Origin of the sequence: Streptomyces fradiae (assembly GCF_041270065.1) — a bacterium.
Taxonomy (GTDB): Bacteria; Actinomycetota; Actinomycetes; order Streptomycetales; family Streptomycetaceae; genus Streptomyces.
This window is the reverse complement of sequence record NZ_CP065958.1, coordinates 5074633-5101124: the sequence shown is the minus strand read 5'-3', so window position 1 is coordinate 5101124 and position 26492 is coordinate 5074633. Positions and strand designations below refer to the sequence as shown.

Sequence of the window (26492 nt, the reverse complement as noted above, 5' to 3'; positions counted from 1 at the left end):
GGCAGGCGACACCCACTCGCGTACCCGCCGCCCTCGACGAGGAGGACACCCCCATGCCGGACCTGGCCCACGAGGTCGTCGACCACCGCTTCAAGGCCCTGCCGCCGGACGCCGCGGGGCTGACCGTCGGCGAGCTCGCCGCCCAGCGCCGCAACCTGTTCACCGGCGGTTTCACCACCCCCGTCCTCGCCCTCTCCGCCGAGTCCGTCGAGCACAACCTGCGCCTCCTGGAGACGTACACCGAGCGCCACGGCCTGGCCTTCGCGCCGCACGGCAAGACGTCCATGGCCCCGCAGCTGTTCGACCGTCAGATCGCCCACGGCGCCTGGGGCATCACGGCCGCCGTCCCCCACCAGGCCCGGGTCTACCGCGCGCACGGCGTCGCCCGGATCTTCCTCGCCAACGAGCTCGTCGACGCCGTCGCGCTGCGCTGGCTCGCCGCCGAGCTGGACGCCGACCCGGACTTCCGCTTCGTCTGCTACGTCGACTCCGTGCGCGGCGTCGAGCTGATGGACCAGGCGCTGACCGCCGCCGGGGCGCGCCGCGCCGTGGACGTGGTGGTCGAACTGGCCGCCGGTGCGACCGGGCGTACGGGCGTACGGACGGAGGCGGAGTGCGCGGCCGTCGCCGACGCCGTCGCGGCCGCCCCCGCGCTCCGTCTCGTCGGCGTCGCCGGGTACGAGGGCACGATGCCCGGGGCTGACACCGACTCCGTACGCACCTGGCTGCAGCGGCTCATCGGGCTCGCCGCCGAGTTCGACAAGGCCGGCCGCTTCGACCCCGCCGTCGGCGAGATCGTGGTGAGCGCGGGCGGCAGCGAGTGGTTCGACGCGGTCGCCGAGTCCTTCGCGGAGATCCCCGCGCTCTCCCTGCCCGTCCTGAAGCTGCTGCGCTCCGGCGCGTACGTCTCGCACGACGACGGGCAGTACCGCGACCGCACCCCCTTCAACCGGATCCCTGAGGAGGGTGCCCTCCAGCCCGCGTTCCGGCTCTGGTCGCAGGTCGTCTCCCGGCCCACCGCCGAGCAGGCCTTCACCAACGCGGGCAAGCGGGACGCCTCTCACGACCTGCACCTGCCCGAGGCGCAGGTGGTCCGCGACGCCCGGACGGGTGAGATCCGCGCCGCGGCGGGCATCACCGTGACGGGCCTCTCCGATCAGCACGTCTGGCTCGGCACCGAGTCCGGCGCAGAGCTGGAGGTCGGCGACTGGGTGGGGATGGGCCTGTCGCACCCCTGCACGATCTTCGACAAGTGGCAGCTGATCCCGCTGGTCGAGGCGGACGGCACGGTCGTCGACTACATCCGCACCTTCTTCTAAAGGAGCCCCGACCGTGATGGACCTCGTCTTCCGTGACGCGGAGGTCGTCGACGGCACCGGCGAACCCTCCTACCGCGCCGATGTCGCCATCGACGGCGGCCGGATCGCCGCAATCGTCAAGGAGGCCGCGCAGGCCGGCTGCCAGCGCCCGACGGCCCGCCGGATCGTCGACGCCGAGGGGCTCGCCCTGGCCCCCGGCTTCATCGACATGCACGCCCACAGCGACCTCGCACTGCTCCGCGACCCGGACCACAGCGCGAAGGCGGCGCAGGGCGTGACCCTGGAGGTCCTGGGGCAGGACGGCCTGTCGTACGCACCGGTCGACGACCGCACACTGGCCGAGGTCCGCCGCACCATCGCCGGCTGGAACGGCGGCGGTCCCGACGACACGACGGTCGACTTCGACTTCGACTGGCGCACGGTCGGCGAGTACCTGGACCGGCTGGACACCGCGCACGGCGGGCGGGGCATCGCCGTGAACGCCGCCTACCTCGTCCCCCAGGGCACGGTCCGCATGTACGCGATGGGCTGGGAGGACCGGCCGGCGACGGACACCGAGCTGGAGCGGATGCGGCAACTGGTCGCCGAGGGCCTGGAGCAGGGCGCCGTCGGCATGTCCTCCGGGCTGACCTACACCCCCGGGATGTACGCGCCGGACGCCGAACTGACCGAGCTGTGCCGGGTGGTGGCCTCGTACGGCGGCTACTACTGCCCGCACCACCGCTCGTACGGGGCGGGCGCCCTGCGGGCGTACGAGGAGATGGTCGCGCTCACCCGTGACGCGGGCTGCGCCCTGCACCTCGCGCACGCCACGATGAACTTCGGCGTGAACAAAGGGCGCGCGCCGGAGCTGCTCGCGCTCCTGGACGCGGCCCTCGACGGCGGCGCGGACATCTCGCTCGACACCTACCCGTACACCCCGGGCTGTACGACGCTGGTCGCCGTGCTGCCGAGCTGGGCGCACGAGGGCGGGCCGGAGGCGCTGCTCGCGCGGCTCGCGGACGACGCGACGGCGGAGCGGATCCGGCACCACCTGGAGGAGCTGGGCTCGGACGGCTGCCACGGGGTGCCGGTGGAGTGGGACACCATCGAGATCTCCGGGGTGACGAACCCGGCGCTGGCGGAGTGGGTCGGCCGCACGGTCCCCGACTGGCCGACGGCGCGCCGGCTGCTCCTGGAGGACCGGCTCGGCTCGACGGTCCTCCAGCACGTGGGCCACGAGGAGAACGTGCGGGCGATCATGCGCCACCGGGTCCACACCGGCGGCTCGGACGGCATCCTGCAGGGCGCCAAGCCGCACCCGCGCGCGTACGGCACCTTCCCCGAGTACCTCGGCCGTTACGTCCGCGAGGAGGGCGTCCTCTCCCTGGAGGAGTGCGTCGCCCACCTCACCTCCCGCCCCGCCGCCCGCCTCCGGCTCCCCGACCGCGGCCGGATCCGCGAGGGCTTCGTCGCCGACCTGGTCCTCTTCGACCCGGCGACGGTCGCGGCCGGCTCGACGTACGCCGCTCCCCGCACCCTCCCGGTGGGCATCCCGCACGTGCTGGTGAACGGCCGGTTCGTGATCGAGGACGGCAAGCGGACGGACGAGCTGCCGGGCCGGTCGGTCAGGAGGAGCGGGCGCTGAGGGATACGTGGCTAGGCGGTACGGGACCGCCGGGCCGGGAGCCGGAAGAGGGCCTTCATCCGGCGCAGGGCCTCGGCGTCCCCGGTCGCCGTGGCGGCGCCGTCCGCGACGGCCTCGGCCAGGCCCGCACCCTCCACCGCAGCGAGGAACGCCTCCTCGCCGATCGTCAGGGTCGCGTCCGGGTCCTGTGCGGCCGGGCCGTGGAGGGTCTCGACGGTCCCGTCGGCGACCCGGGCGTGGAAGACCTCGTCGCCGACGCGGAACTCGTACACCGCGTGGAGCCCGGCCGCCGCCTCCGGGTCGAAGCAGGCCCGCAGGCCGAGCACGGCCCAGCCGGGGTGGAAGGCCTCGCTCTCGCGCCGCTCCCCCATCGCCCAGGTCATGCCCCAGCGGGCGAGGGCAAGCACGGCGGGGCCGAGCTCCTCGCCGGCCTCGGTGAGGGCGTACGCGGGGGTGCGGGCGGGCGCCGGGAGGGTGACCTTGTGCGCGAGGCCCTCGCGCTCCAGGTGCTTCAGACGGGTCGAGAGCAGACCGGTGCCGAGGCCGCGCAGCGCGGCCTGGAGGTCGCCGAAGCGCTTGGGCCCGGTGAGCAGCTCGCGGATCAGGAGCAGCGTCCAGCGCTCGCCGACGAGGTCGAGGGTGCGCGCGGTCGCGCAGTACTGGTTGTACGTTCGCTGCTCCACGCCCTCACTGTAGGCCGGGGGCGCTAGGCCGGGGCCTCCAGGAGCAGCCGGGCGAGCGGCTCGGGGTCGGTGAGCATCACGTCGTGCGGGCCGTCGAGCGCCCGGGTCCGGTAGCCGAGGGCGGCGCCGAAGCGGTCGAACGGGTAGGTCGCGGGCCGGCAGTGGACGGCGGTGCCGGGGATCGAGTCGACGGCCCCGCGCAGTCGGCTCGCCTCGGTGAAGGTGCGCAGCGGCTGCGGGACGAGGCGGGGCGCCAGCCAGGCCGTGTCGGCGGCGCCGGTGATGCCGAAGGCGGCCGGGGGCGGGGCGGGGATCGTGAGCCCGTCCCCGTCCGGGGAGGCCGCGGCGGCGCCGCGCAAGGCGGCGGCGAAGGAGTCGGGGGCCAGGTCGAAGAGGCTGACGCCGTCGGGTCCCGCCCAGCCGTCCACGAGGACCAGGTGGCCGACGGCGTCCGGCCGGGCGTCGGCGGCCTCACGGACGACGAGGCCGGCATAGCTGTGCCCGACCAGGACCACGTCGTCGCCGTGGGGGACGGAGTCGAGGGCGGCGACGACCGTGCGGGCGTCGTCGTGCAGCCCGTGGTCGCTGGGTGCGCCCAGATCCGGGGTGACGGTGCGGGCCCCGGCGGCGTGCAGCAGGGGCACGAGCCGCTCCCAGGCCCAGGGCCCGTGCCAGGCCCCGTGGACGAGTACATAGGTCGTCGTCATGGGTCCCGACCCTAGACCTCGACTTCTTGTTTTTGAAGTATCTACTTCAAAATCAGGAAGGATGGCGGGAAGTCGCCGAGCGCTCCCGCTCCCCCGCCCTCGCCGCCTGCGCGGGCAGCGTCACGCGACCGTCCGCCCCCTCCGCCTCACGCCCCTGGCCCCACGGCTCGCGCCGGGCCCACCACAGCCCGGCCGCCACCACGGCGCCCGCCGCGACGAAGCCGTACCAGGGGGTGTGGCCGGAGGGCGCCGTCTCGTACGCGAGACCGGCGGACACCACCGCGAGCACCTGCCCGAGGCGCCCGCCCCAGGCGACGGCCGCGACCGCGCACGTACCCCACAGGGCGTACCAGGGCTGGACCATCGGGGAGAGCGCGACGAGGGCGAGGAGCGAGAGGCCGAGGCCCAGGACCGGATCGACGCGGCCCTTCCAGGCGCGCCAGGCCACGGCCGCGATCACGGCGCCCGCCACCAGCAGGCCGAGCTTCTGGACCAGGCCCTTCACGGGCTCCGGCTCGCCGGAGACGAGCAGCCCGAGGCCGAGGCCCAGGTCGCTCGTCACGGAGAGGGCGGTGTGGATGGTGGCGGCCACGCTCTGGGTGCGGAGCCAGCCGAAGCCGGTGCCCGCGAGGAGGCTCGCGCCGGCGGCGACGGCCACGGCGACCGCCCCCGGCAGCAGCCCGTACAGCAGACGGCCGCGCCGCCGGGCGATCACGATCCCCGCGAAGAGGAGGCCCAGCGCGGCCGGCGACTTGATCGTCATCGCGAGACCGATGAGCGCCCCGGCGAGCGCACCCCCGACCAGCCACCGCCCGCGCACGGCGCACAGCATGCCCGCGAGCAGCAGCCCGGCCATCAGACCGTCGTTGTGCAGCCCGCCCACGACATGGACGAGCAGCAGCGGGTTGAGCGCGGCCAGCCACAGGGCGCCCGCGCGGTGCCGCTCGGGCGCGAGCCCCCGTACGGCCCACACGATGAGGAGCAGCGCGAGGAGTGCGATCAGCCGCATGCCGAGCACGGCGGGCACGACCGCGCCGCCGGTGAGCTTCACGACCGCCTGGGCGAGGACGAGGAAGAAGGGGCCGTACGGGGCGGGGGTGTCGGTCCAGTGGCCGCCGACGCTCGCGGCGGCCTCGTACCCGAGCTCACCGGGCCGCAGCATGGCCGGCCCGGCGCCGTACACGTCATGGCCTTCCAGGACCATCGCGCCCTGGGCGATGTAGCTGTAGACGTCGGCGCTGTACAGCGGCGGGGCGAGCAGCAGCGGCGCCGCCCAGCAGACGAGGGTCACCCCGACCCGGTCCCGGGCGCCCGCGCGCAGGCGTCGCCCGTACTGCCACCAGGCCAGGATCAGCAGAGTCAGCCCGAGGTACGCGACGATCGCCCCGGCCACCGTGACCGCGTCCCCGTGCGGCTGCCAGAGGCCGGCCCCGCCGCGCACCGGCAGCGTTCCGGCGGCCCAGCCGCCGGCGGTGACGGCGAGCGTTCCGGCCGCGCCGAGCCACCGGCAGCCGGCGGTGCTGAAAACCCACATGACGGACCAACCTATCCTGCGCCCCGAAGGCCGCCGCCCTCCGTGTGTCTCCGCACGCCGTACCTCCGCCCGCTACCGCTGCTTCTTCTTCGTGCCGGGCGCCGCACCCGACTTCCCGGGGAAGTACGAGGCGCCCCCCGAGGCGGTCGGGGTGGGCGCGCCGGTCGCCCCCGCGGACGGCGTGGGGCCGGTCGGCGACGCCGTGCCGGCGGACGGCGAGGCCGAGCCGCTCGACGTCGCCCCGGGGCTCGCGGACCGCCCGTCCCCGTCCCCGTCGCCGGAGTCGTCCCCGGCACCGGACCGGTCGGGCTGGATCAGCGCGGGCATCCCGGGACGCCCTTCGTCGACGGCGGGGCCACCGCGCGGCCCCGTGCCGCCCGGGCCGGAATCGAGCGCGGCCATCGCCGACAGGACCCCGGCCGCGACGAGGGCGCCGCTGCCGAGGATCCACAGCGGACCGGGGCCGCGCCGCTTGGAGGCGTGCCGAGCCCGTCTCGGGGGCTCCGCGCCCCCCGCGTCGTAGGAAGTCGGAGTCACGAGGCGTGATTGTAGGGATCACGACATCCCCGGGCGCGACCTGGGTCACACCGGCCGCCCCGGCCCACCACCGTCGCCCCGCCCTTTCCCCTACCTCCATGAAGCGCACCGAACGCCCGACGTGTCCCAAAACACGAAGCGCGCGGAGACCACCGGCCGTAAGCTCTCGTCATGCAGGTGATCCAGTCCACGAAGCTCGCCAACGTCTGTTACGAAATCCGCGGCCCGGTGCTCGAAGAGGCGATGCGGCTGGAGGCAGCGGGCCACCGCATCCTCAAGCTCAACACCGGAAACCCGGCCGCCTTCGGCTTCGAGTGCCCGCCGGCCATCCTCGAGGACATGCTGCGCAACCTCTCCGAGGCGCACGGCTACGGCGACGCGAAGGGCCTGCTGTCCGCACGCCGCGCGATCATGAGCCACTACGAGACCAAGGGCATCCCGCTCTCCGTCGAGGACATCTACCTCGGCAACGGCGTCTCCGAGCTCATCCAGATGGCGATGCAGGCGCTGCTCGACGACGGCGACGAGGTGCTCGTCCCGTCCCCCGACTATCCGCTGTGGACGGCCTCGGTGGCGCTCTCGGGCGGTACGGCCGTGCACTACCGCTGCGACGAGCAGGCGGACTGGATGCCGGACCTGGCCGACATCGAGCGGAAGATCACCGACCGCACCAAGGCGATCGTGATCATCAACCCGAACAACCCGACCGGCGCCGTCTACGACGACGAGATGCTGCGGTCCCTGACGGAGATCGCCCGCCGGCACAACCTGGTGGTCTGCTCGGACGAGATCTACGACAAGATCCTCTACGACGGCGCCACGCACACCCCGACCGCCGCGCTCGCCCCCGACCTGCTCTGCCTCACCTTCAACGGGATGAGCAAGAACTACCGAGTGGCGGGCTTCCGCTCCGGCTGGCTCGCGGTCTGCGGCCCGAAGGCGCACGCCTCCTCGTACATCGAGGGCCTGACGATCCTGGCCAACATGCGGCTGTGCGCCAACATGCCGGCGCAGCACGCGGTGGCCGCGGCCCTCCAGGGCCGGCAGTCGATCGAGGACCTGGTGCTTCCGGGCGGGCGGCTCCTGGAGCAGCGGGACACGGCGTACGAGCTGCTCACCCAGATCCCGGGCGTGACGTGCGTGAAGCCGAAGGGCGCGCTGTATCTGTTCCCGCGGCTCGACCCGGCGGTCTACAAGATCAAGGACGACCGGCAGATGGTCCTGGACCTGCTGCGGGCCGAGAAGATCATGGTCGTGCACGGCACGGGCTTCAACTGGCACGAGCCGGACCACTTCCGGATCGTGACCCTGCCGAACGCGACGGACCTCGCGGACGCGGTGACCAGGATCGGGCGCTTCCTGGACGGCTACAGCCAGTACTGACCCCGCCCTCGCCCGGCCCCTTGTCCCACCCCTTGTCCGACCCTTTACCCCGTTCTTTACCCGGACTCGGCTCAACTTTAGATTGAATCCAAGCTAGGATGCCTCCAGAGCTCATCTCAGGAGGCCGTCCCCATGTACGAACCGATCCGCACCAAGTCGGTCCACCGGATGGCCGACGACACCCGGAACGACATCCCGCACCGCTCCCGCGGCGAGGAGCTGGACATCCAGCTCGCCGGACACCTCGCCGCCCTGCTCGCCGTCACCGACGAGCTGGGCGAGACCGCGGCGGGCGAGCTGATCGCCCGCCAGGTGGCCAGGCTGCGCGGCGCCCCGCCGGCCCGGCACGCGGGTCTCAGCGGCGACCCCGCCGAGGCCCTGCACCGCAAGGCGCACGCCCTGGCCGGCCGCGCCCTCGTCGTCGCCGCCTCCCGTGCCGACACCGCCGCCGCGATCCTCGCCGCCGAGCGCATGGACGCCCACGCCGCGGCCCTCTCCGGCGACCCCCTGGTCGCCGCCCCCTGACGGCCCCGGGCCGCGCGGCCACGATCCCGCCCGGCCCGGGCGCCACCCACGTGAGGTACGCCCCCGGTACGCCTCGCTCCGGTTCACTACCGGGATCACCGCTTCACCCGCCGTACACCCGACTCCCCCTGGAATGTGGGCTTCCGCGAGCAGCCTGCACCCGTGAGACGCATTCTGGGAATCGTCCTCGCCGTCCTTCTCCTCGGCGGCGTGGCCGCCGCCCTCGTGGTGGGCGGCGACCAGGACGACAGCGGCACGGCAACGAAGACCGTGCGAGGAGTGATCGGGTCGGAGAAGGCGGAGTTCTTCGCCGATCCCGAGGTCGTGAAGGCCCTGGCAGCCAAGGGCCTCACCGTGCGGACCGAGACCTCCGGGTCCTGGGACATGGAACAACTGCCCCTGGCCGGCTACGACTTCGCGTTCCCGTCCGCCAAGGCGCCCGCCGACGGGATCAAGGCGAAGACGAAGACGACCGCGACCCCGCTGCGGCCCTTCTACTCGCCGCTCGTGGTCGTCGCGCACAGCGCCGCCGCCAAGGTGCTCGCGGACAACGGGCTCGCCACCCTCGGCGCCGGCGGCCACACCGGCACCCTGCGGATGGAGCCGTATCTGGCCGCCGCCCGCGCCGACCGCACCTGGCAGCAGCTCAAGGGCTCGGCCGGACACGCCGAGCTGAGCGGCACCCTCTTCATCACCTCGACCGACCCCGTCGCCTCCAACTCCGGCGCGCTCTACCTCGCCGCCGCGAGCTATGTCGCCGACGGCGGCCGGGTCGCCGGGGACAAGGCCGCCGTGGACCGCACCGCGCCGCTGCTGCGCAAGCTCACCCAGGTGCAGGGCGCCCAGCAGTCCAGCTCGGACGCGCCGTTCCGGGACTTCGTCAGCGGCGTCGGCAACCCGCTGGTGCTCGTGTACGAGTCACAGGTGGCCTCCCAGCTGATCGCCAAGCAGGACCTGGGCGACCTGGTGGTGCTCTACCCGGACACCACCGTCAACAGCGACCACACCCTCGTACCGCTCACCGAGACCGGCCGCACCCTCGGCGAACTCCTCTCCTCCGACCCCGAGTTGCGCAAGCTCGCGGTACGGCACGGGTTCCGCCCGCAGGGCGCCGCGGCCGAGTTCACCGCCGCCACCGCCGGACACACCGGCTACCTCAACCAGACGCTCGGCGGAGTCCGCCAGGCGCCCGTGCCCACCTCGCAGGTGCTGCACGAGATGGCGCTGCGGGCCCGCGACCAGGGGGGCACCGCATGACCACACCCACCACTCCCTCGCTCCAACCGCCCGACGAGACGCCGCTCGTCCTCACCCCGCCCGAGCCGGTCGCACCGATCCGCGCCGAGCAGGCCGCCACACTCGTACCGGTCGACGACTCCGTCCGTACGGAGATGGACCGCAGGGCCGCCGAGTACGTCGGCTCGCTCGCCGGACTCGACACCCGCTCCCCCGAGTTCACCGGCCGCATCGGCGAGATCGCCGCACTCGGCTCCGGCGAGATCCGCACCGCCGCCCAGCAGTCCAACCGGATGCTCGACCGCACCGTCCGCTCCCTCGGCACCGCCGGCGGCGACCCCAGCGCCCGGGTCGGCGACTCCCTCGTCGCACTGCGCCGCACCATCGAGGACCTCGACCCGCGCGACACCCCCGGCAAGGGCGTGCGCGGCCTGCTCGCCAAACTGCCCGGCGGGAACCGGCTGCGCGACCACATCGCCCGCTACGCCTCCTCGCAGGACACCATCAGCCGGATCCTCGACGCGCTGCGCGGCGGCCAGGACGAACTGCGCCGCGACAACGCGGCGTTGCAGACCGAACGCACCCGCCTCTGGGAGACCATGGGCAAGCTCCAGGAGTACGCGGTGCTCACCGAGGCCCTCGACGCGGCCGTGGAGCAGCGGATCGCCGGCACCGCCGACCCGGGCCGGGCCGACGCGCTCCGCGCGGACGTGCTGTTCCCGGTGCGGCAGAAGCACCAGGACCTGCTGACCCAGCTCGCGGTGTGCGCGCAGGGCTATCTCGCGATGGACGTGGTGCGCCGCAACAACGACGAGCTGATCAAGGGCGTCGACCGGGCCGCCACGACGACGGTCACGGCGCTGCGGATCGCGGTGATGCTGGCCGCCGCGCTCGACCACCAGAAGAAGGTCGTCGAGCAGGTGAACGCGCTGCGCGGGACGACGGAGACCCTGATCCAGGGCAACGCGGCGGCGCTCGCCGGGCAGTCCGGCGACATCCAGCGGCTCGCGGCGGAGCCCGCGGTCGGCCTGGAGACGGTGCGCACCGCGTTCCAGCAGATCTACCGGACGCTCGACGCGATCGACACGTACAAGGTGCGCGCGACGGAGTCGATGGCGCAGACCGTGGAGGCGCTCTCGGGCGAACTGCGTACCGCGAGCGCGTACGTGGAGCGGGCGCAGGGGACAGGCGACAGCCACGCCCCCGGCATCCTCGAAGGAGGCCGCGGATGAGACCGCGTACAACAGGAGTCGGCAGAGCAGGAGTTCGTACGGGCCGGCTCGCCGCCCTCGCCCTCGCCCTGGCCCTCGCGGTCACCGGCTGCACCTCCGGCGCCGACGACAAGGGCGGCGGCCCGTCCTCGCCGGACACCGGCGCGTACCGCCCCGGCACCCTGCGGGTCCTCGCCTCCTCCGAACTCGCCGACATGGCCCCGGTCCTTGAGGAGGCCCGCAAGGCCACCGGCGTCACCGTGCGCCCCACGTACGCCGGCACCCTGGACGCGGTCGAGCGGATCGCCTCGGGCGAGGCGGACAGGCAGTACGACGCGATCTGGCTGTCGTCGAACGACTATCTGCGGCTGCGTCCCGAGGTCGCCAAGCGGATCACCGGCGAGACGCCGGTGATGACCTCGCCGGTGGCCTTCGGCGTACGGCCCGAGGTGGTGACCCGGCTCGGCTGGGACCCGGAGAAGGTCACCTGGGCGCAGATCCACCGGGCGGTCGCCGAGAAGAAGCTGACCTACGGCATGACGGACCCGCTGCGCTCCAACTCCGGTTTCTCCGCGCTCGTCTCGGTCGCCTCCGGGCTGTCCGGCGCGCAGGCGGCGCTGACCGATGCCGATGTGAAGGCGACGAGCCCGAAGCTGAAGGAGTTCTTCGCCGGGCAGAAGCTGACCTCCGGCTCCTCCGGCTGGCTGGCCACCGCGTACGCCCGCCGCACCGACGTCGACGCGCTGGTCAACTACGAGTCGGTGCTGCTCTCGATGCCGCAGAAGCTGACCGTGATCCGCCCGGCCGACGGGGTGGTGACCGCCGACTATCCGCTGACCTCGCTGACGGCCGCCCGGCCCGAGGCGAAGGACGCGGCCCGCCGGCTCGCCTCGCACCTGCGCACCCCGGCCGCGCAGCGGCTGATCACCGAGCGGACCCTGCGCCGCCCGGTCGTGCCCGGTGTGGCGCCGGAGCCGCGGCTCGCGGCCGGTCCGCGCCGCGAACTGCCGTTCCCCGGCAGCCGGTCGGTGGCGGACGGACTGCTCGACGCGTACGACAACACGCTGCGCCGCCCCTCGCGGACGGTGTACGTGCTCGACACCTCGGGCTCGATGGACGGCGAGCGGCTCGACCGGCTGAAGAAGGCCCTGGTGGAGCTGACCGGGGACTTCCGGGACCGGGAGGAGGTGACGCTGCTGCCGTTCGGCTCCTCGGTGAAGGAGGCCGAGGTCACCACGCACACGGTGGACCCGGCGGCGCCGAAAGCCGCCCTCGACGCGATCCGCGCCGACGCGAACCGGCTCTCGGCGTCCGGCGGCACGGCCATCTACTCCAGTCTGGAGGCGGCGTACGGGAAGCTGGGGACCGCGCCGGACGACACCTTCACCTCGATCGTGCTGATGACGGACGGCGCCAACACCGACGGCGACCCGGCCGGTGCCTTCGACGGCTTCTACCAGAGTCTCCGCCCCGAGCAGCAGCGCATTCCGGTGTTCCCGATCCTGTTCGGCGACTCCGACCGGGCGGCGCTCGACCACATCGCGCAGCTCACCGGCGGCCGGCTGTTCGACGCCCACCAGGGCTCGCTCGACGGGGCCTTCGAGGAGATCCGTGGCTATCAGTAGGAGCGCGCTGCGCTATCTGGAGTCCCGCAAGAACCTGGTGGGCTGCGCGTGCGGCCTGGCCGGGCTCGGGCTGACCCTGACCGGCGCGGCGGGCGCGCTGTGGCCGGTGGTGGTCGCGGGTCTGTACGGGGCGGGGGCGCTGATCGCGCCGCCGGAGCGGCCGCCCGCCCCGGCGTTCCCCGAGCCGGCCGAGCAGCTCGACGCGCTGCGGACGGACCTGGCGACGCTGCGCGCGTACCTCGCCGAGGTGGAGCTGCCGCCCGCCGCCCACGGCCGGCTGACCGAGCTGGACACCCTGGTCGGCGCGCTGCTCGAACCGGGCTGGGTGAGCGACCCGGAGCACGTCCGGGTGCTCGGCCGTGCGGTGCGGCAGGACGTGCCGGAGGCGGTCGACGCCTTCGTACGGACCCGCTGGTGGAACCGGGTGGTGCCGGGCGCGGAGCCGCCGGAGCGGCATCTGGAGCGCCAGTTGGGGGCGTTGTACGAGGAGGCGGCGGCGATCGCGGACGCGCTGCGGGAGGCGGAGGCGCGGCGCCAGGAGACGCACACGCGTTATCTGGAGGACCGCGGCCGGTGATCCGTAATGTTCCGGCCATGACATACGACAAGGCTCACGACCAGGCCGCCTCCGACCGGGCCCCTTCCGCGCGGCGCCCCGGCGCCTCCCGCCGTACCGTCCTGACCGCGCTCGCCGCCGCCACCGTGGGCGCCCCGGTCCTCGCCCAGCTCGCCGCCGCGACCCCGGCGGCGGCCGCCGACCGCTACGCCTCCAACACCGCGCTGTACCAGGCCCTGGCGGGCCAGGAGGGCACGACCTTCGGGCGCCGGTACCGGTGGCACGAGCGGACCGACACCCGGCTTGACACGGTGTACCCGTTCCCGCGGACGGCGGTCCTGGCGCTGCACGGCGGCGGCATCGAGTCCGGTACGAGCGAGCTGTGCCTGGCCGTCGCCGGTTACAGCCCGCGCGATCCCGAGGGCGCGCCGATCCTGTCGGAGACCCATGACTACTGGATGTTCGAGGGCCTGATGAGCAGCGGAAACAAGGAGGCGCTGCATGTCACCGCGAGCCACTGCGACGACCACGTGGCGCTGGCGACGGCCGCCGGGCACCTCAACGTACTGAGCCTGCACGGCTGCACCTTCGACTCGCTCGGGCTGCCGGTGCCGGCGGACGGGGACAGGCGGATGGCGGTGGTCGGCGGGCTGAACGCGGACTTCCGGGCGGCGCTCGTGGCCGAGCTGACGGCGGCCGGTTTCCCGGCGGTCGACGCCTTCGACCCGGCGCACGCGGCGGGACTCACCGAGTTCAACGGCGATCATCCGCTCAATCCGTGCAACCGCACGATGCTGGGCCGGGGCGCGCAGCTGGAGCTGACGACGGAGCTGCGCAACAGCCTGTTCGGGGACGCCTCCAGCCGGTCGCGGCGGGCCGAGACCTGGGACGCGCCGGGTGCGGCGCTGATCCCGTTCCGGGATGCCTGTCGGCGGGCGATCGCGACGGTGGAGGCCGCGCAGCCGATCCTGTGAGGCACGGTGAGGCGTCGGACGGGAACATGCGCCGGCCCCCGGAGCCGTGAGGGGGCTCCGGGGGCCGGATGCGTCGTGACGGGCCGTCGTGACCCCAGCTGGTCAGGGCGGAAATCGGGGCAACCCGCCACGAGTCTCTACGGGATGGGCGGGATCAGCCCAGCCGCTTCACCAGGTTGTTGTACTGGTCCCACAGCTCCTTCGGGGTGTGGCTGCCGAAGGTCTCCAGGTGCGCGGGGACCAGGGCGGCCTCCTCGCGCCAGACGTCCTTGTCGACGGTGAGCAGGAAGTCCAGGTCCTCGTCGGCCAGTTCGAGGCCGTCGGTGTCCAGGGCGTCCTTGGTCGGCAGGATGCCGATGGGGGTCTCGACGCCCTCGGCCTTGCCGTCGAGGCGCTCGACGATCCACTTCAGGACGCGGCTGTTCTCGCCGAAGCCGGGCCACACGAACTTGCCCGCGTCGTTCTTGCGGAACCAGTTCACGTAGTAGATCTTCGGGAGCTTCGCGCTGTCCGCGTTCGCGCCGACCTTGATCCAGTGGGCCATGTAGTCGCCCATGTTGTAGCCGCAGAACGGCAGCATGGCGAAGGGGTCGCGGCGCAGCTCGCCGACCTTGCCCTCGGCGGCGGCGGTCTTCTCGGAGGCCACGTTGGCGCCGAGGAAGACGCCGTGGTTCCAGTCGAAGGACTCGGTGACCAGCGGTACGGCGGAGGCGCGGCGGCCGCCGAAGAGGATCGCGGAGATCGGGACGCCCTTGGGGTCCTCCCACTCGGGCGCGATGATCGGGCACTGGCCGGCCGGGACGGTGAAGCGGGCGTTCGGGTGGGCGGCCGGCGTCTCCGACTCCGGCGTCCAGTCGTTGCCCTTCCAGTCGGTGAGGTGCTTGGGCAGCTCCTCGGTCATGCCCTCCCACCACACGTCGCCGTCGTCCGTGAGCGCGACGTTGGTGAAGACGGAGTTGCCCCACATGGTCTTCATGGCGTTGGCGTTGGTGTGCTCGCCGGTGCCGGGCGCGACGCCGAAGAAGCCGGCCTCGGGGTTGATCGCGTAGAGGCGGCCGTCCTCGCCGAAGCGCATCCAGGCGATGTCGTCGCCGATGGTCTCGACCGTCCAGCCGGGAACCGTGGGCTCCAGCATGGCGAGGTTGGTCTTGCCGCAGGCCGACGGGAAGGCTGCGGCCACGTACTTGGCCTCGCCGCGCGGCGGGGTGAGCTTGAGGATGAGCATGTGCTCGGCGAGCCAGCCCTCGTCACGCGCCATGACGGAGGCGATGCGCAGCGCGTAGCACTTCTTGCCGAGCAGGGCGTTGCCGCCGTAGCCGGAGCCGTAGGACCAGATCTCGCGGGTCTCGGGGAAGTGCGAGATGTACTTGGTGGTGTTGCACGGCCACGGCACGTCCGCCTCGCCCTCGGCGAGCGGGGCGCCGACGGAGTGCACGGCCTTGACGAAGAAGCCGTCGGTGCCGAGCTCGTCGAGGACGGCCTGTCCCATGCGGGTCATAGTGCGCATGGAGACGGCGACGTACGCGGAGTCGGTGATCTCGACGCCGATGGCGGAGAGCGGGGAGCCGACCGGGCCCATGCAGAAGGGCACGACGTACATGGTGCGGCCCTTCATGGAGCCGCGGAAGATGCCCTTGTCGCCGGCGAAGAGCTCGCGCATCTCGGCCGGGGCCATCCAGTTGTTCGTCGGGCCCGCGTCCTCCTCCTTCTCGGAGCAGATGAAGGTCCGGTCCTCGACGCGTGCGACGTCGGTCGGGTCGGAGGCGGCGTAGTACGAGTTCGGGCGCTTGACCGGGTCCAGCTTCTTGAAGGTCCCCTTGGCGACCAGTTCCTCGGCGAGGCGGTCGTACTCGGCCTCGGACCCGTCGCACCAGACGACGCGGTCGGGCTGGGTGATCTCGGCGATCTCGTTGACCCAGGAGACGAGCTCCTGGTGCTGAGTGGGGACGGTGGAGGGAGCCGCGTTGTCGCGCGCCACGATTGCTCCTTGAAGAGGGGTTTTTAGATGTATGCCCCTTGGGGGCTGCGACCCGGATGCGTGTGTTGCGTCGTAGGCGCTCATCCGGTGCCGACCGCACTCATTTGATCATCCGATGCCGGCGCCCATATGTCCAGAGGGCCGCACACGTGAGCATCACCACTCATATCCATGGCTTACGGAGGCGTAGGTACGATGGCGAGCCATGACAGCAGCCTCGCCGGACCTCACCGCAATGGAGCAGCGCCCGGCGCTGCCGCTCCCGCTCAAGCCGAGACTCCGAGGCTGGCTGCACGCCGGAATGTTCCCCGCGGTGATCGTCGCGGGGCTTGTTCTGGTCGCCCTCTCCGACTCGCCGCGGGCCCGCGTCGCCTGCGGTGTCTACGTGCTCACGGCCTGCCTGCTCTTCGGCATCAGCGCGCTGTACCACCGGGGCAACTGGGGTCCGCGCGGCGAGGCGGTGCTGCGGCGCCTCGACCACGCCAATATCTTCCTGATCATCGCGGGCACCTATACCCCGCTGACGCTGCTGCTCCTCCCCGACTCCACCGGACGGCCCCTCATGTGGGCGGTCTGGGCGGCGGCCGCCGCCGGCATCGCCTTCCGCGTCTTCTGGGTCGGCGCCCCGCGCTGGCTCTACACCCCGTGCTACATCGCGATGGGCTGGGCCGCCGTCTTCTTCCTCCCCGACTTCATGCGGGCCGGCGGCATCGCCGTCCTCGTCCTGGTGATCGTCGGCGGCCTGCTCTACAGCGCGGGCGGCGTCATCTACGGCATCAAGCGCCCGAACCCCTCCCCCCGCTGGTTCGGCTTCCACGAGGTCTTCCACTCCTTCACCCTCGCCGCCTTCATCGTCCACTACGTCGGCATCTCCCTGGTCGCCTACAGCCACGCCTGATACCGGCCCGAACGAGAAAGGACCCGCCCGGATGGGCGGGTCCTTCGTCGTCAGACCGTTGAGCTCTCCCGGACCGGCGGCCGCGGGACGGTGGCGGGCTCGGCCGCGGGAAGGTCCGCGAGCGGGAGCCGGGCGGCGGGCGGCTCGGCCGCCCTGAGCTGGTCGACCGCCCGGTCCAGGCCCCGCCGGAGCAGCGGCGCGAGCGGCCGCTCGATCAGCCGGTGCACCAGCCAGGCGGCGCCAAGCATTCCGGCGGTGACGGCCGCGACCGCCACCCAGGGCTGGACGCCGTGGCGGTGGAGCAGCCGGAGGAAGGTCCAGCCGATGACCTCGTGCAGCAGGTACAGCGGATAGGTGAGCGCTCCGGCGACGGTGAGCCAGCGCCAGCGGATCCGGGCCGTCCAGCCGAGCGCGACCGCGATCATCACCAGATAGGACAGGGTGATCAGCAGGACGCCGGGCCACTCGTGCAGGTGGCTGCCGCCGATGTTCAGGTCCGGCACATGGGTCCGGCCCAGGGCCGGGTTGATCTGCGCCTGGTGCTCGACCGCGTACTGGACGGACAGGATCCAGCTGAAGGCCACGATCCCCCAGAGCAGCAGGTTGGGCCCGTACCGGTGCATCAGGTAGAGCGCCAGACCCGCCACGAAGAACGAGGAGTAGTCGGACATCACCAAGGTGTCCAGCATCGGCAGCTTGAGCAGTCCGGCAACCGTCCAGAGCAGACAGAAGGCGACCACCTTGCGATAGGTGACGCCCTTCCAGACCACCAGCGCGAACAGCAGGTAGAAGCGGAGCTCGATCCAGAGCGTCCAGTACACGGCGTCGACGCTGCTGATGCCCAGGCCGAGGTGGACCATGGTCAGGTTGGCCAGGACGTGATGGACGCCCATCGGCTCCCGCACCACCGGCCACAGGACGAGGACGGCGGTGGTCGCCAGTACCGCGAACCAGTAGGCCGGGTAGAGCCGCATCACCCGCGACCGGAAGAACGCGCCGAGCCCGCGGCCCCAGCTGCTCATGCAGATGACGAAGCCGCTGATGATGAAGAACAGGCAGATGCCGGCCCAGGCGTAGGCGCCGGCGCCCGCGGCCCGGTGGAAGACCTCGGAGGCGGGCCGGCCCCAGGCGCTGTCGCTCGGCTTGGTCCCGCCGCCGTAGCCGACATAGTGGTGGAACACCACCATCAGTGCGGCGAGAAGGCGGAGACCGTCGAGCGCGGCCAGTCGGCCGGTCGAGCGGGGAGCCACCGGCGCGACGGCGCGGCGACGGGAGAATCGTTTCACCGGAGGACCATACCTGCGGTTCCGAACACCACCGGACGCGGAGCCGGGCGATCCTCCTGACCAGGCACAATGTCCGCCATGGCGGAAACCCCCGAGACCCCCGCGCGCCCCTCGCTGCGTGAGCGCAAGAAGCTGAAGACCCGCGCCGCGATCCGGCGGGCCGCCTATCGGATCGCGGGCGAGCAGGGGTGGGAGGCCGCCACCGTCGAGGCGATCGCCGCGGGGGCCGAGGTGTCGCCGTCGACCGTGGTGCGGTACTTCCCGGTCAGGGAGGACATCGTCCTCACCGACGACCAGGACGAACTGCTCCTGGCGCGGCTGCGGGCCCGGCCGGCCGGGGAGGAGCCGCTCGACTCGCTGCGGGCCGTCGTCCTGGACGCCGTCACCGCCTCGCTCGCCGCCGAGCCCGCCGAGACCCGGCTGCGGGCCGGGCTCATGGTGGAGGTCCCGGCCGTGCGGGCCCGGCTCACCGAGACCACCGCCCAGACCGGGCGGCTGCTCTCCGGGGCCGTCGCCGAGCGCACCGGCCGCTCCCCCGACGACCTGGAGGTACGGGTCTTCACCGCGGCCGTCCTCGGTGCCCTGCGCGAGGCCACCGTGCACTGGGCCGAGCACGGCCAGGGCGACGATCTGGTGGAGCTGCTCGACCGGACCGTCGAGACCCTCAAGGCCGGGCTGACGCTCCGAACGCGCCCCTGACCACCTCGCCCGAGGCCGGGTTCGCCGCGCACTCCCACACCCCGTGCGGGCAGTAGTCGGTGAAGGTCTGGTAGAGCGGCCGGTGCCGCGCGAACCAGTCCAGCATCCCCCGTACGTACGCCGGATTGTCCCCGTTGCGGAACAGCCCCCACTCCGGGAACGACACCGGCTTGCCGTGCTCCGCCGCGAACCGGACGTGGAAGTCGAGCCCGTACGGCTCCGTCACCTGCTCCTCGAACGACAGACCGGCCGGCTGGTCGTAGGCGTCGAGGCCGATCACGTCCACCACGTCGTCGCCCGGGTAGCAGCGCGGCCAGGGCACCGCGTCCAGACCCCGGCTCGGCGTGAAGTCGAAGCGGAACCGCTGCCCCGGCACCGCCCGCAGCTCCGCCACCACCCGCCGCCAGTACGCCTTCCAGCGCTCCGGGTCCGGCCCGCAGCGGTGCGCGTACGTGGTGCCGTTCATCTCCCAGCCGAGCACCAGGACCGCGTCCGCGAGCCCGTACGTCACCAGGCGTTCGCCCAGCGTCCGGAAGTGCCCGTCGAACTCCCCGGCCGCCCCGCGCCGCAGCCCCGCCCGCACCTCCGCGTCGGACAGGCCCTCCTCGTTGCGGTCGAGCAGCGGCACGTTGAGCACGAACAGCCGGCCCGGCCGCGCCGCCTTCCACCGCGCCCACGGCTCGAACAGCGCCGGATGCCCCTCGATGTTCGACCAGCGGTCGCCCGGCAGATAGGTGTGCCCGACGGTCAGCGACGCCCCGCCCAGCCACTCCTCCACGCCGGCGATCCGCCGCACCCCGGCCTCGTCAGAGCCGGTGAAGAAACCGGACGGCACGGTCACCCGTGGCGGTACGGGCTCCGCCAGCGGCGCCCGCCCGTCCGGCGCGAGCCGCCCGTACGGCAGCAGGAACACGAGAACGACCGCGAGCAGCACCGTCAGCGCGACTCGCGGCCAGATCGTCAGGGAGCGCACGTCAGCTCGTCCAGAACTCCCACCAGCGGGTCAGGACCAGCATCCCGATGATCCCGATGTGCAGCACCGGCAGTGCGAAGGTGAACTCCGTCAGGAAGCCCTTCACGGCGGCGGGCGCGGGCAGGAACCCGTGCCGCAGGTTGTGCGCGGTCGTGTACCAGAACATGACGATCGTCGCGCACCAGGCCAGCGAGCACCACAGGCACAGGGCGTTGATCTCGTACAGCGACTGCTGCATCAGCCAGGTGCAGAAGGCGACGCCGAACAGCATCCCGCCGTTGAGCCCGAGCCAGAACCAGCCCCGGTAGCGGGCGCCGGCCAGGATCCCGGCGCCCACGGCGACGACGACGGCGTACGTGATGAGGCCCAGCATCGGGTTCGGGAACCCGAACACGCCCGCCTGCTCGCTCTGCATCACGCTGCCGCAGGAGATCACCGGGTTCAGGCTGCACCCCGGCCGGAAGCCCGGGTCCTCGGCCAGCTTGATCTTGTCGATGGTGATGACCCAGCCGGCGAGCACACCCGCCGCACCGGTCACCATGAGCATCCAGGCGAAGGCCCGGCTCGCGCCGGTCCCCGCTCCGCCCGCCCGCTCGGTCTCCTCCTGCTGCCGCTGACCGGGGACCCCGGTCCCGCGGTGTGCGTTCACCGTCGCCATGAGCGCGCCCCCTGCCCGCTCAGCCCTGGATCCGGCTCACCGGCACGGCGATGAGACCCGAGTTCCGCACGACGTGGTCGTCCATGAGGAAGGCCTTCAGGCCGTCCTCGGTGACCGGCACGCCCGGCCGCGCGTCCGGCCACGGCACGACCGGGATCTTCACGATGACGTGGCCCGTCTCGTACGCCGCCGCCTGCCACTCCGGCGGCACCAGGCACTGCGCGTTCATGAACGGCAGGGTCAGCACGGCCCGCCCCGCCTCGACGAGCAGATGCGCGCCGACCCCGCGGTCCTGGCCGGCGTCGACGACGATGCCGCCGATCTGCACGCCCATGTCCTCCAGGGTCGTCCGCAGCTCCGCCTCGACGGCCTCCGGGCCGTGCTGGCCGTCCCCGAGGGAATACACCATCAGAAAGGGGGTGGCGGGCATGTCGTCGGTGGGGCCGAGGGTCCACGAGATGACGGTGAGCGTCCCCATCGAATGGGCGCTGTGCGCCTTGGCCGCGACGTTGGAAGTGGTCATGAATCCGGATGCTAGGGGAAGAACACCCGGAGGCCGGAGCCGAATTCACTCATTCGGCCGAGAATCCGTCCGCCGGCATTTCCGCCGCAACGAACCGGGGTTTTCATCGTTGTGCCCATAGGGCACCTTTTCGACCCCAGGAGATCACTCATGATCGTCCCGCGCCGGGTGGCCGTGCGTTCGCTTTTCGCACTGGCCGTCACCGCCTTCACCGGCGGCGCGCTCACCCGTATCACCGCCATACCGGACCGGCGGAACCGGACCGGTCCGTACGACACCGGCGACAACCTGCCCGCCTTCGACGAGTTCGACGAGTTCGACGAGATGTACGCGGGCCGGCGCATCCGGGGCTTCGCGGGCCCCACCGGCGAGCCCGTGGCGCTCGTCGACGGCCGGCCGCTGCACCTGATGCGCTGCGCCGACGGCGGCTGGGTCACCCCGGTCTACCACTACGAGTCCTGCCCCACGCCGCTCGCGGCCACCCGCGCGGCCGTGGCCGAGCTCGGCCCCGAGCCGCTGAGCCGGTACGCCGCGGGCCACGGCGGCCACGACGCCGGGGCCGCCTATCCGGGAGGGAGCCCGCGTGGCGTACACGCGTAAGAACCAGCGCGACCTGACGAGCGCCGAGCGCCGGCGCTTCGTCTCCGCGGTCCTGGAGCTCAAGCGGGCCGGGGGGTACGACGAGTTCGTCCGCACCCACATCGACTACTACGTCTCCGACGGGGAGGGGAAGCTGCGCGTCGCCCACATGTGCCCCAGCTTCCTGCCCTGGCACCGCAAGTTCCTGCTCGAGTTCGAGCGGGCGCTGCGCAAGATCGACCCGTCGGTGACCGTGCCGTACTGGGACTGGACCCGGGACAACACCCCGGCCGCGTCCCTGTGGGGCGAGGACTTCCTCGGCGGCAACGGACGGCCCGGCGACCACCAGGTGACGACCGGCCCCTTCGCGTACGCCACCGGGCGCTGGACCGTCCGCCACGGCATGACCGAGCAGAAGTACCTGAGCCGGGACTTCGGCCGCCCGGGCGACCCGATCACGCTGCCCACCGCCGCCGACGTGGACACGGCGCTGCGGGAGCGTACGTACGACACGGCGCCGTGGAACTCCACCAGCGCCACCGGCTTCCGCAACCGCGTCGAGGGCTGGGGCCCGGGCACCGGCAACGCCCGCTTCCAGCTGCACAACCGGGTGCACCGCTGGGTCGGCGGCCTGATGCTCGGCGGCGGCTCGGTCAACGACCCGGTGTTCTGGCTGCACCACGCCTACGTGGACCTGCTGTGGTCGCGCTGGCAGGCCCGCAACCCGGGCGCGGGCTATCTGCCGAAGGACCCGCCGCCGCTCGGCGACCCGCAGTACCGCAAGGTCGCGGCGCTGCGGGAGCGGATGGGCCCGTGGAACGTCGCGCCGTCCGAGCTGCTCGACCACAGCGGCATCTACCGCTACGCATGACAGCGTCCCCCCGGCCCGCGGGTGTGCGGGCCGGGGGGACGCCGTCGTGACTGCCTACGGGGAGGCGGAGGGTCAGCCGCCGTAGCCGCCGTTGTCGCCGCCGCGGTCGTGGCCGCCGTCGACGTTCGCGCACTGGTTGCCGAAGGCCGGGTTGATCAGACCGATGACGTTGACGGTGTTGCCGCAGAGGTTGACCGGAACGTGGATCGGAACCTGCACGACGTTGCCGGAAGCGACGCCGGGCGAGTGGGCGGCGACAGCCTCGGCGCCGGCGTCGGCGACGGCCAGGCCGGCCCCGCTGAGGGCAACGGCACCGGTGCCGGCGATAACAGCGGCAGCCTTCGCGATGCGAGACATCAAGAACTCCTTGAACGGGGAAAGCGACCGCGAGAATCACGGCCACACGGTCCTTCAACGGCGAAAGCGCGCACGAGTCACGGGCATTGCGCCGAATGGGAGCGAAGAAAAATCAGAATCGGAAGAGATGGCCCGCGGATCAGCTGTCCGCCCGCCGTCGGATACGACGGGCCGGACCGGTGTTCCGCGGGCCGCGGCCATGCGACAAGCCTTCACTTGCAACGAGCGCGGGCCCCATGAGTGGCGGGAAGAATCGTGTCTTCACCCGCCGAACCAGCGCTCTGCACAAGACCTGCGCAAACCGTCGGCGGGCGCGTCAGGGACGAGTCAGGGGCGCGTCAGGGGGCGAGACCCAGCTGCGGGTCGAGCGCACCGTTCAGCGCGGGGGTGAGCAGACCGACCTCGGGGACCCCGAGCCCGGGCAGCCCGAGCGGGTCGCCCTGCGGCGCGTGCAGCGCGTTGCCGACGGTGGCGCCGGGGGTGACGGCCTGCATCTCGGAGCGTGGGCTGCTGAGCTCGGCGGTGCCGGGCTCGCTGCCGCGCAGCACCTCGGGCAGCGGCGCCGCGATGTCGGTCTCCGACAGGGTGCTCGCGAGCGGGAGGCGGGGCAGGGTGAGGTCCGGCAGTGCGCCGGTGCCCTCGTGGAAGCCGGTGGGCGCGCCCGGGATCGGCGTGGGGACACCGGTGGCGAGCGTGGGGGCGTCCATCGGGAGCACCGGCTCCAGGCCCTGCAGCGGGACGACCACGGGGGCGTCGGCGGAGGCGGTGGGGGCCAGGGCCGCCGAGGCGAGGGCGGCGGCGAGGAGGCCCAGACCGGCGTGAGATCGCAGATTCATGTCCTGCAAACGAGTTGCGGGGCCGATACGTGACGGGATTCCCCTGAGTGCAGCAACACGAGGCCCCCACCGGTGAGGGCGGGGGCCTCGGTTGACGTCACGTCACGTCGCGTCGCGTCAGTGCCGGCGACCGCGGCCGCCGCTGACCAGCCGGCCGCCGCGCAGGTACATCACGGTGCCGCCGATGACGAGCGCGGCGCTGATGGCCGCGGCGCCCATGAGGGCGGCGGAGTCGCTACCGGTGTCCGGCAGGTGCGGGTGGTCGGTCTCGCAGCCGTAACCGTGCTCGCCCTCTTCGCAGGGGGGCGTGGTGGTCGTCTCCGTCGGCGTCGGTGTGGTCGTCTCGCAGCCGTGACCGTGCTCGTCCTCTTCACACGGCGGGGTCGTGGTCGTGGTCGGCGTCGGCGTGGTGGTCGTCTCCGTCGGAGTCGGCGTGGGAGTCGTCTCCGTCGGCGTGGGTGTGGGCGTGGTGGTCGTCTCCGTCGGTGTCGGAGTCGGCGTCGTCTCCGTCGGCGTCGGCGTGGGCGTGGTGGTCGTCTCCGTCGGCGTCGGAGTCGGCGTGGTCGTCTCGCAGCCGTGACCGTGCTCGTCCTCTTCACAAGTCGGCGTCGGCGTGGGCGTCGTCTCGGTCGGGGTCGGAGTCGGCGTGGTCGTCGTCTCCGTCGGAGTCGGCGTGGGAGTCGTCTCCGTGGGCGTCGGAGTCGGAGTCGGGTGATCCGTCTCGCAGCCGTGGCCGTATCCGCCCTCCTCGCATCCCGGGTGGTCCGTGGGCTTCGGCTTGGGGTGGCCGCCCTCGTCGTCGCCGTAGCCGTCGGGGTCGTCGTGCCCGCCGCCCCGCACCGCGGACTCGACCGCCTGCCGGCAGATGTCGTCGACCGCGGCGGAGAGCTCTCCGCCCAGCCCGGCGTGGTGGCCGCAGACGTTGCCCGGCAGGGGCACCTGCGCGTGCTGACCGGTGCCGGTGGTGGACGGATCGCCCGTCGCGGCCACGGAGTTCATGGCGAGACCGATGCCGCCGGTGAGGGACAGGATGCCGGTCGCCGCGGCGGTCGTGAGGACTTTTCTGCTGATGTTGGGTCGCATTCCGCTCTTCCTCCACATGCCACGCCTCCGACTGCGTGGGACGTACGCGAGCGTAGGAAGCGGGACCTCAGGAAGCGGGAGCAACACGACATACCATCAGAAAATCATTCAATCGGACCTCGAATGGAGGCAAAAGGCGCGGCCCTGGCCGGAAATCGCCAGGGCCGTTCACCGCACCGGTGACCGGTGACCGAGCCGCCGTCAGCCGCCCAGCTGGCCGACACCCAGCGGGCTGGCACCCACCGGCAGGCCGCCGAGCAGCTCGCCGCCACCCTTGCCGACCTCGTTCACCTTCTCCGCCGTGTCGGTGACCGCCTTGACCGGCGAGCCCTCCGTGGTGTTGCTGAGCGCGTCCGTCTTCAGCCCGCCGGTGAGCGCGCCGAGGCCACCGTCCAGGCTGGTGGGCAGCGGGCTTTCCGCGGCCATGGCGGGCGCGGCGACACCCAGGGCCAGCAGAGAACCGGCGACGGCCGCGGCAACCTTGGTGGGCTTCATGAAGGGGTTCCTTCCATCGGTGAGCAATCGGTGAGCAACTCGCTTGCCGTGCAGGCCTCTTGGCGTGATTCCTGTACGTCGTTCCGCTCTCTGTAACGAGACGTCCGCCGCCCGGGAAACTCCGTGAACGGCGATTTCTCGACACTGCACCCGAAGGAAGGGAACCGGTGTGATTGACAGACCGCCCGCGCACGCCGGCGCGAAAGGGGCCGGGCCCGCCCAGAAGTTCTGGGACGGGCCCGGCCCGGGGTGCGCGGATCCGGCTAGCGGACCGGCAGGGCGCCCGTCGACACCGGCGGCTTCACCGGCAGGGCGTCCGTCGACACCGGCGGCGTGACCGGGAGGGTGTCGGTGGAGGGCGGGGTGACCGGCAGGGTGTCCGTGGAGACCGGCGGCTTCACCGGCAGGGTGTCCGTGGAGACCGGGAGGCTCGGCAGCGTGGGCAGTCCGGCCAGGTTCGGGGCCGGCAGACCGCTGCCGAGTACGGTCGCCACGGCCAGGTTGACCAGCGAGGTCAGGGTTGCGGTGACCTGCGGGACGACACCGGTGGCGTTGCCGGAGGTGACGGCGGCGAGCAGGTCGGCGACCGCCTTCTGGACCGTGGCGAGCGCGTCGCCGACGATGTCGGCGGGCGCCGCGGCCCGAACACCGGTCGGCACCACGGAGGTCACGGGCGTCGTCACGGCCGAGGTCACCGGCGAGGTCGCCGGCGTCTCGACCGCGGGCGGAGTCACCGGCGTCTCGGCGGCCGGCGGGGTGACCGGGGTCTCGGCGGCCGGCGGAGTGACCGGGGTCTCGGCCGCGGGCGGCGTCACCGGGGTCTCGGGGGGCGTGACCGGGGCGGTCTCCTTCGCCGCTTCGAGGGCGGTCGTGATCTTCTCCTTGAACGCCTCGGCGTCGGCGGCGGGCAGCTGCCCGTCGTCGGCCTTCAGGGTCGCGGTGATCAGCTCGGTCACCGGGGTGCTCACGGAGCCGAGTTCACCGAGGGCCTTGGCCTGGGCGAGGAGGGCGGCGGAGTCGGGGAGCGGGGCTCGGGTGCCGGCGTGGGCGGCCGGGCCGGACGGGCGGTGTTCGTCGGCGAAGGCGGGTCCCGCCATGCCGAGGGCGAGTGCGGCGGATATCGCCAGGGCGGTGATGCGGGATGAGGCGTGGGGACGCATATGTGTTCCTTTTCCTTATGCGTCGGACAACAGCTCTGTCACCGTGCCTGCGGCTATAGCGCTCCGCAACCGCTGGACTACTGAGCGCCACGAATCCGTTCGGGTGAATCCACCCGCCTGACCTGCTCCTGCACGGGGCGTGCGCCGTTGCACCGGGCGGCGCACGGGGGTGCGTCCGA

Annotated in this window: 27 protein-coding genes; 13 read left to right on the top strand and 14 right to left on the bottom strand. The window is 72.6% G+C overall.

Features of this window, described 5'->3' with window-relative positions:
* Nucleotides 1-53: 53 nt before the first annotated feature.
* Nucleotides 54-1319 (top strand): alanine racemase, encoded by a 1266-nt coding sequence (locus tag JAO84_RS23520; protein WP_370414634.1) that lies wholly within the window; start codon nucleotides 54-56, stop codon nucleotides 1317-1319.
* A 16-nt stretch (nucleotides 1320-1335) separates the two neighbouring features.
* Nucleotides 1336-2946, top strand: a complete 1611-nt coding sequence (locus tag JAO84_RS23515; RefSeq protein WP_370416848.1) for an amidohydrolase family protein — start codon at nucleotides 1336-1338, stop codon at nucleotides 2944-2946.
* 11 nt (nucleotides 2947-2957) lie between these two features.
* On the opposite strand, the gene JAO84_RS23510 is transcribed toward JAO84_RS23515, so the two are convergent.
* The 4 genes from JAO84_RS23510 to JAO84_RS23495 all read right to left on the bottom strand — a co-directional run bounded on the left by JAO84_RS23510 (nucleotide 2958) and on the right by JAO84_RS23495 (nucleotide 6407).
* Nucleotides 2958-3629 carry a winged helix-turn-helix transcriptional regulator gene (locus JAO84_RS23510; protein ID WP_370414633.1) on the bottom strand — a complete coding sequence of 224 codons (672 nt, stop codon included), beginning with the start codon at nucleotides 3627-3629 and terminating at the stop codon, nucleotides 2958-2960.
* Between the two features lie 23 nt (nucleotides 3630-3652).
* Nucleotides 3653-4336 (bottom strand): alpha/beta fold hydrolase, encoded by a 684-nt coding sequence (locus JAO84_RS23505; RefSeq protein ID WP_370414632.1) that lies wholly within the window; start codon nucleotides 4334-4336, stop codon nucleotides 3653-3655.
* 52 nt (nucleotides 4337-4388) lie between these two features.
* Nucleotides 4389-5870 carry a polyprenol phosphomannose-dependent alpha 1,6 mannosyltransferase MptB gene (gene mptB / locus JAO84_RS23500; RefSeq protein ID WP_370414631.1) on the bottom strand — a complete coding sequence of 494 codons (1482 nt, stop codon included), beginning with the start codon at nucleotides 5868-5870 and terminating at the stop codon, nucleotides 4389-4391.
* Between the two features lie 72 nt (nucleotides 5871-5942).
* Nucleotides 5943-6407 (bottom strand): hypothetical protein, encoded by a 465-nt coding sequence (locus JAO84_RS23495; protein ID WP_370414630.1) that lies wholly within the window; start codon nucleotides 6405-6407, stop codon nucleotides 5943-5945.
* A 171-nt stretch (nucleotides 6408-6578) separates the two neighbouring features.
* Here JAO84_RS23495 and JAO84_RS23490 point away from each other — a divergent pair, with 171 nt between their 5' ends.
* The 7 genes from JAO84_RS23490 to JAO84_RS23460 all read left to right on the top strand — a co-directional run bounded on the left by JAO84_RS23490 (nucleotide 6579) and on the right by JAO84_RS23460 (nucleotide 13917).
* Nucleotides 6579-7790 (top strand): pyridoxal phosphate-dependent aminotransferase, encoded by a 1212-nt coding sequence (locus JAO84_RS23490; protein ID WP_370414629.1) that lies wholly within the window; start codon nucleotides 6579-6581, stop codon nucleotides 7788-7790.
* Nucleotides 7791-7922: 132 nt separating this feature from the next.
* Nucleotides 7923-8315, top strand: a complete 393-nt coding sequence (locus tag JAO84_RS23485; RefSeq protein WP_370414628.1) for a hypothetical protein — start codon at nucleotides 7923-7925, stop codon at nucleotides 8313-8315.
* 135 nt (nucleotides 8316-8450) lie between these two features.
* Nucleotides 8451-9572: a hypothetical protein gene (locus JAO84_RS23480; RefSeq protein WP_370414627.1), complete on the top strand. Its 1122-nt coding sequence runs from the start codon at nucleotides 8451-8453 to the stop codon at nucleotides 9570-9572.
* Nucleotides 9569-10783, top strand: coding sequence for a toxic anion resistance protein (locus tag JAO84_RS23475; RefSeq protein ID WP_370414626.1), 1215 nt, complete (start codon nucleotides 9569-9571; stop codon nucleotides 10781-10783). The genes JAO84_RS23480 and JAO84_RS23475 overlap by 4 nt, the downstream gene beginning before the upstream one ends.
* Entirely contained in the window at nucleotides 10780-12387 is a 1608-nt protein-coding gene (locus JAO84_RS23470; RefSeq protein WP_370414625.1) for a substrate-binding domain-containing protein, read from the top strand. The genes JAO84_RS23475 and JAO84_RS23470 overlap by 4 nt, the downstream gene beginning before the upstream one ends.
* Nucleotides 12374-12964, top strand: a complete 591-nt coding sequence (locus JAO84_RS23465; RefSeq protein ID WP_265868213.1) for a hypothetical protein — start codon at nucleotides 12374-12376, stop codon at nucleotides 12962-12964. The genes JAO84_RS23470 and JAO84_RS23465 overlap by 14 nt, the downstream gene beginning before the upstream one ends.
* A 17-nt stretch (nucleotides 12965-12981) precedes the next feature.
* Nucleotides 12982-13917: a poly-gamma-glutamate hydrolase family protein gene (locus JAO84_RS23460; RefSeq protein ID WP_370414624.1), complete on the top strand. Its 936-nt coding sequence runs from the start codon at nucleotides 12982-12984 to the stop codon at nucleotides 13915-13917.
* Nucleotides 13918-14071: 154 nt separating this feature from the next.
* Here JAO84_RS23460 and JAO84_RS23455 read toward each other — a convergent pair whose 3' ends face one another.
* Nucleotides 14072-15895 carry a phosphoenolpyruvate carboxykinase (GTP) gene (locus tag JAO84_RS23455; RefSeq protein WP_370414623.1) on the bottom strand — a complete coding sequence of 608 codons (1824 nt, stop codon included), beginning with the start codon at nucleotides 15893-15895 and terminating at the stop codon, nucleotides 14072-14074.
* Nucleotides 15896-16100: 205 nt separating this feature from the next.
* On the opposite strand from JAO84_RS23455, the gene JAO84_RS23450 reads away from it, so the two are divergent.
* Nucleotides 16101-16793, top strand: coding sequence for a hemolysin III family protein (locus tag JAO84_RS23450; RefSeq protein WP_370414622.1), 693 nt, complete (start codon nucleotides 16101-16103; stop codon nucleotides 16791-16793).
* Between the two features lie 50 nt (nucleotides 16794-16843).
* On the opposite strand, the gene JAO84_RS23445 is transcribed toward JAO84_RS23450, so the two are convergent.
* Entirely contained in the window at nucleotides 16844-18079 is a 1236-nt protein-coding gene (locus tag JAO84_RS23445) for an acyltransferase family protein (RefSeq protein WP_370414621.1), read from the bottom strand.
* 78 nt (nucleotides 18080-18157) lie between these two features.
* On the opposite strand from JAO84_RS23445, the gene JAO84_RS23440 reads away from it, so the two are divergent.
* Nucleotides 18158-18778 (top strand): TetR family transcriptional regulator, encoded by a 621-nt coding sequence (locus JAO84_RS23440; protein WP_370414620.1) that lies wholly within the window; start codon nucleotides 18158-18160, stop codon nucleotides 18776-18778.
* Here the strand turns inward: JAO84_RS23440 and JAO84_RS23435 are convergent.
* The 3 genes from JAO84_RS23435 to JAO84_RS23425 are packed head-to-tail and all read right to left on the bottom strand — an operon-like array spanning nucleotide 18744 to nucleotide 20932.
* Complete coding sequence (locus tag JAO84_RS23435; RefSeq protein WP_370414619.1) at nucleotides 18744-19751, bottom strand: glycoside hydrolase family 26 protein; 1008 nt, start codon at nucleotides 19749-19751, stop codon at nucleotides 18744-18746. The two genes, JAO84_RS23440 and JAO84_RS23435, sit on opposite strands and share 35 nt — an antisense overlap.
* A gap of 1 nt (nucleotide 19752) precedes the next feature.
* Nucleotides 19753-20409, bottom strand: coding sequence for a vitamin K epoxide reductase family protein (locus JAO84_RS23430; protein WP_370414618.1), 657 nt, complete (start codon nucleotides 20407-20409; stop codon nucleotides 19753-19755).
* A gap of 19 nt (nucleotides 20410-20428) precedes the next feature.
* Complete coding sequence (locus JAO84_RS23425) at nucleotides 20429-20932, bottom strand: DUF5949 family protein (RefSeq protein ID WP_265868207.1); 504 nt, start codon at nucleotides 20930-20932, stop codon at nucleotides 20429-20431.
* A 150-nt stretch (nucleotides 20933-21082) separates the two neighbouring features.
* Here JAO84_RS23425 and JAO84_RS23420 point away from each other — a divergent pair, with 150 nt between their 5' ends.
* Together JAO84_RS23420 and JAO84_RS23415 are read left to right on the top strand one after the other, a co-directional pair.
* Nucleotides 21083-21532, top strand: a complete 450-nt coding sequence (locus JAO84_RS23420) for a tyrosinase family oxidase copper chaperone (RefSeq protein WP_370414617.1) — start codon at nucleotides 21083-21085, stop codon at nucleotides 21530-21532.
* Complete coding sequence (locus JAO84_RS23415) at nucleotides 21516-22382, top strand: tyrosinase family protein (RefSeq protein ID WP_265868205.1); 867 nt, start codon at nucleotides 21516-21518, stop codon at nucleotides 22380-22382. The genes JAO84_RS23420 and JAO84_RS23415 overlap by 17 nt, the downstream gene beginning before the upstream one ends.
* 72 nt (nucleotides 22383-22454) lie before the next feature.
* Here the strand turns inward: JAO84_RS23415 and JAO84_RS23410 are convergent, their stop codons facing one another.
* From JAO84_RS23410 to JAO84_RS23390, 5 genes are all read right to left on the bottom strand, one after another.
* The gene (locus JAO84_RS23410; protein ID WP_370414616.1) at nucleotides 22455-22739 is read right to left on the bottom strand and encodes a chaplin; all 285 of its coding nucleotides are present in this window, start codon (nucleotides 22737-22739) and stop codon (nucleotides 22455-22457) included.
* Between the two features lie 338 nt (nucleotides 22740-23077).
* A complete protein-coding gene (locus JAO84_RS23405; protein ID WP_370414615.1) occupies nucleotides 23078-23575 on the bottom strand; it encodes a hypothetical protein in 498 nt (165 codons plus the stop codon).
* A 117-nt stretch (nucleotides 23576-23692) separates the two neighbouring features.
* Nucleotides 23693-24658, bottom strand: a complete 966-nt coding sequence (locus JAO84_RS23400) for a hypothetical protein (protein ID WP_370414614.1) — start codon at nucleotides 24656-24658, stop codon at nucleotides 23693-23695.
* A gap of 201 nt (nucleotides 24659-24859) precedes the next feature.
* On the bottom strand, nucleotides 24860-25153 hold the full coding sequence (locus JAO84_RS23395) for a hypothetical protein (protein WP_370414613.1): 294 nt from the start codon (nucleotides 25151-25153) through the stop codon (nucleotides 24860-24862).
* A gap of 263 nt (nucleotides 25154-25416) precedes the next feature.
* A complete protein-coding gene (locus JAO84_RS23390) occupies nucleotides 25417-26313 on the bottom strand; it encodes a hypothetical protein (RefSeq protein WP_370414612.1) in 897 nt (298 codons plus the stop codon).
* Nucleotides 26314-26492: the final 179 nt, after the last annotated feature.

Bases quoted from the DNA above. Each gene is read 5' to 3' on its own strand.
- JAO84_RS23520 (WP_370414634.1), top strand. From the start codon at position 54: ATGCCGGACCTGGCCCACGAGGTCGTCGACCACCGCTTCAAGGCCCTG.
- JAO84_RS23515 (WP_370416848.1), top strand. From the start codon at position 1,336: ATGGACCTCGTCTTCCGTGACGCGGAGGTCGTCGACGGCACCGGCGAA.
- JAO84_RS23505 (WP_370414632.1), bottom strand. From the start codon at position 4,336: ATGACGACGACCTATGTACTCGTCCACGGGGCCTGGCACGGGCCCTGG.
- mptB (WP_370414631.1), bottom strand. From the start codon at position 5,870: ATGTGGGTTTTCAGCACCGCCGGCTGCCGGTGGCTCGGCGCGGCCGGA.
- JAO84_RS23490 (WP_370414629.1), top strand. From the start codon at position 6,579: ATGCAGGTGATCCAGTCCACGAAGCTCGCCAACGTCTGTTACGAAATC.
- JAO84_RS23485 (WP_370414628.1), top strand. From the start codon at position 7,923: ATGTACGAACCGATCCGCACCAAGTCGGTCCACCGGATGGCCGACGAC.
- JAO84_RS23475 (WP_370414626.1), top strand. From the start codon at position 9,569: ATGACCACACCCACCACTCCCTCGCTCCAACCGCCCGACGAGACGCCG.
- JAO84_RS23470 (WP_370414625.1), top strand. From the start codon at position 10,780: ATGAGACCGCGTACAACAGGAGTCGGCAGAGCAGGAGTTCGTACGGGC.
- JAO84_RS23460 (WP_370414624.1), top strand. From the start codon at position 12,982: ATGACATACGACAAGGCTCACGACCAGGCCGCCTCCGACCGGGCCCCT.
- JAO84_RS23450 (WP_370414622.1), top strand. From the start codon at position 16,101: ATGACAGCAGCCTCGCCGGACCTCACCGCAATGGAGCAGCGCCCGGCG.
- JAO84_RS23440 (WP_370414620.1), top strand. From the start codon at position 18,158: ATGGCGGAAACCCCCGAGACCCCCGCGCGCCCCTCGCTGCGTGAGCGC.
- JAO84_RS23430 (WP_370414618.1), bottom strand. From the start codon at position 20,409: ATGGCGACGGTGAACGCACACCGCGGGACCGGGGTCCCCGGTCAGCGG.
- JAO84_RS23425 (WP_265868207.1), bottom strand. From the start codon at position 20,932: ATGACCACTTCCAACGTCGCGGCCAAGGCGCACAGCGCCCATTCGATG.
- JAO84_RS23420 (WP_370414617.1), top strand. From the start codon at position 21,083: ATGATCGTCCCGCGCCGGGTGGCCGTGCGTTCGCTTTTCGCACTGGCC.
- JAO84_RS23410 (WP_370414616.1), bottom strand. From the start codon at position 22,739: ATGTCTCGCATCGCGAAGGCTGCCGCTGTTATCGCCGGCACCGGTGCC.
- JAO84_RS23405 (WP_370414615.1), bottom strand. From the start codon at position 23,575: ATGAATCTGCGATCTCACGCCGGTCTGGGCCTCCTCGCCGCCGCCCTC.
- JAO84_RS23400 (WP_370414614.1), bottom strand. From the start codon at position 24,658: ATGCGACCCAACATCAGCAGAAAAGTCCTCACGACCGCCGCGGCGACC.
- JAO84_RS23395 (WP_370414613.1), bottom strand. From the start codon at position 25,153: ATGAAGCCCACCAAGGTTGCCGCGGCCGTCGCCGGTTCTCTGCTGGCC.
- JAO84_RS23390 (WP_370414612.1), bottom strand. From the start codon at position 26,313: ATGCGTCCCCACGCCTCATCCCGCATCACCGCCCTGGCGATATCCGCC.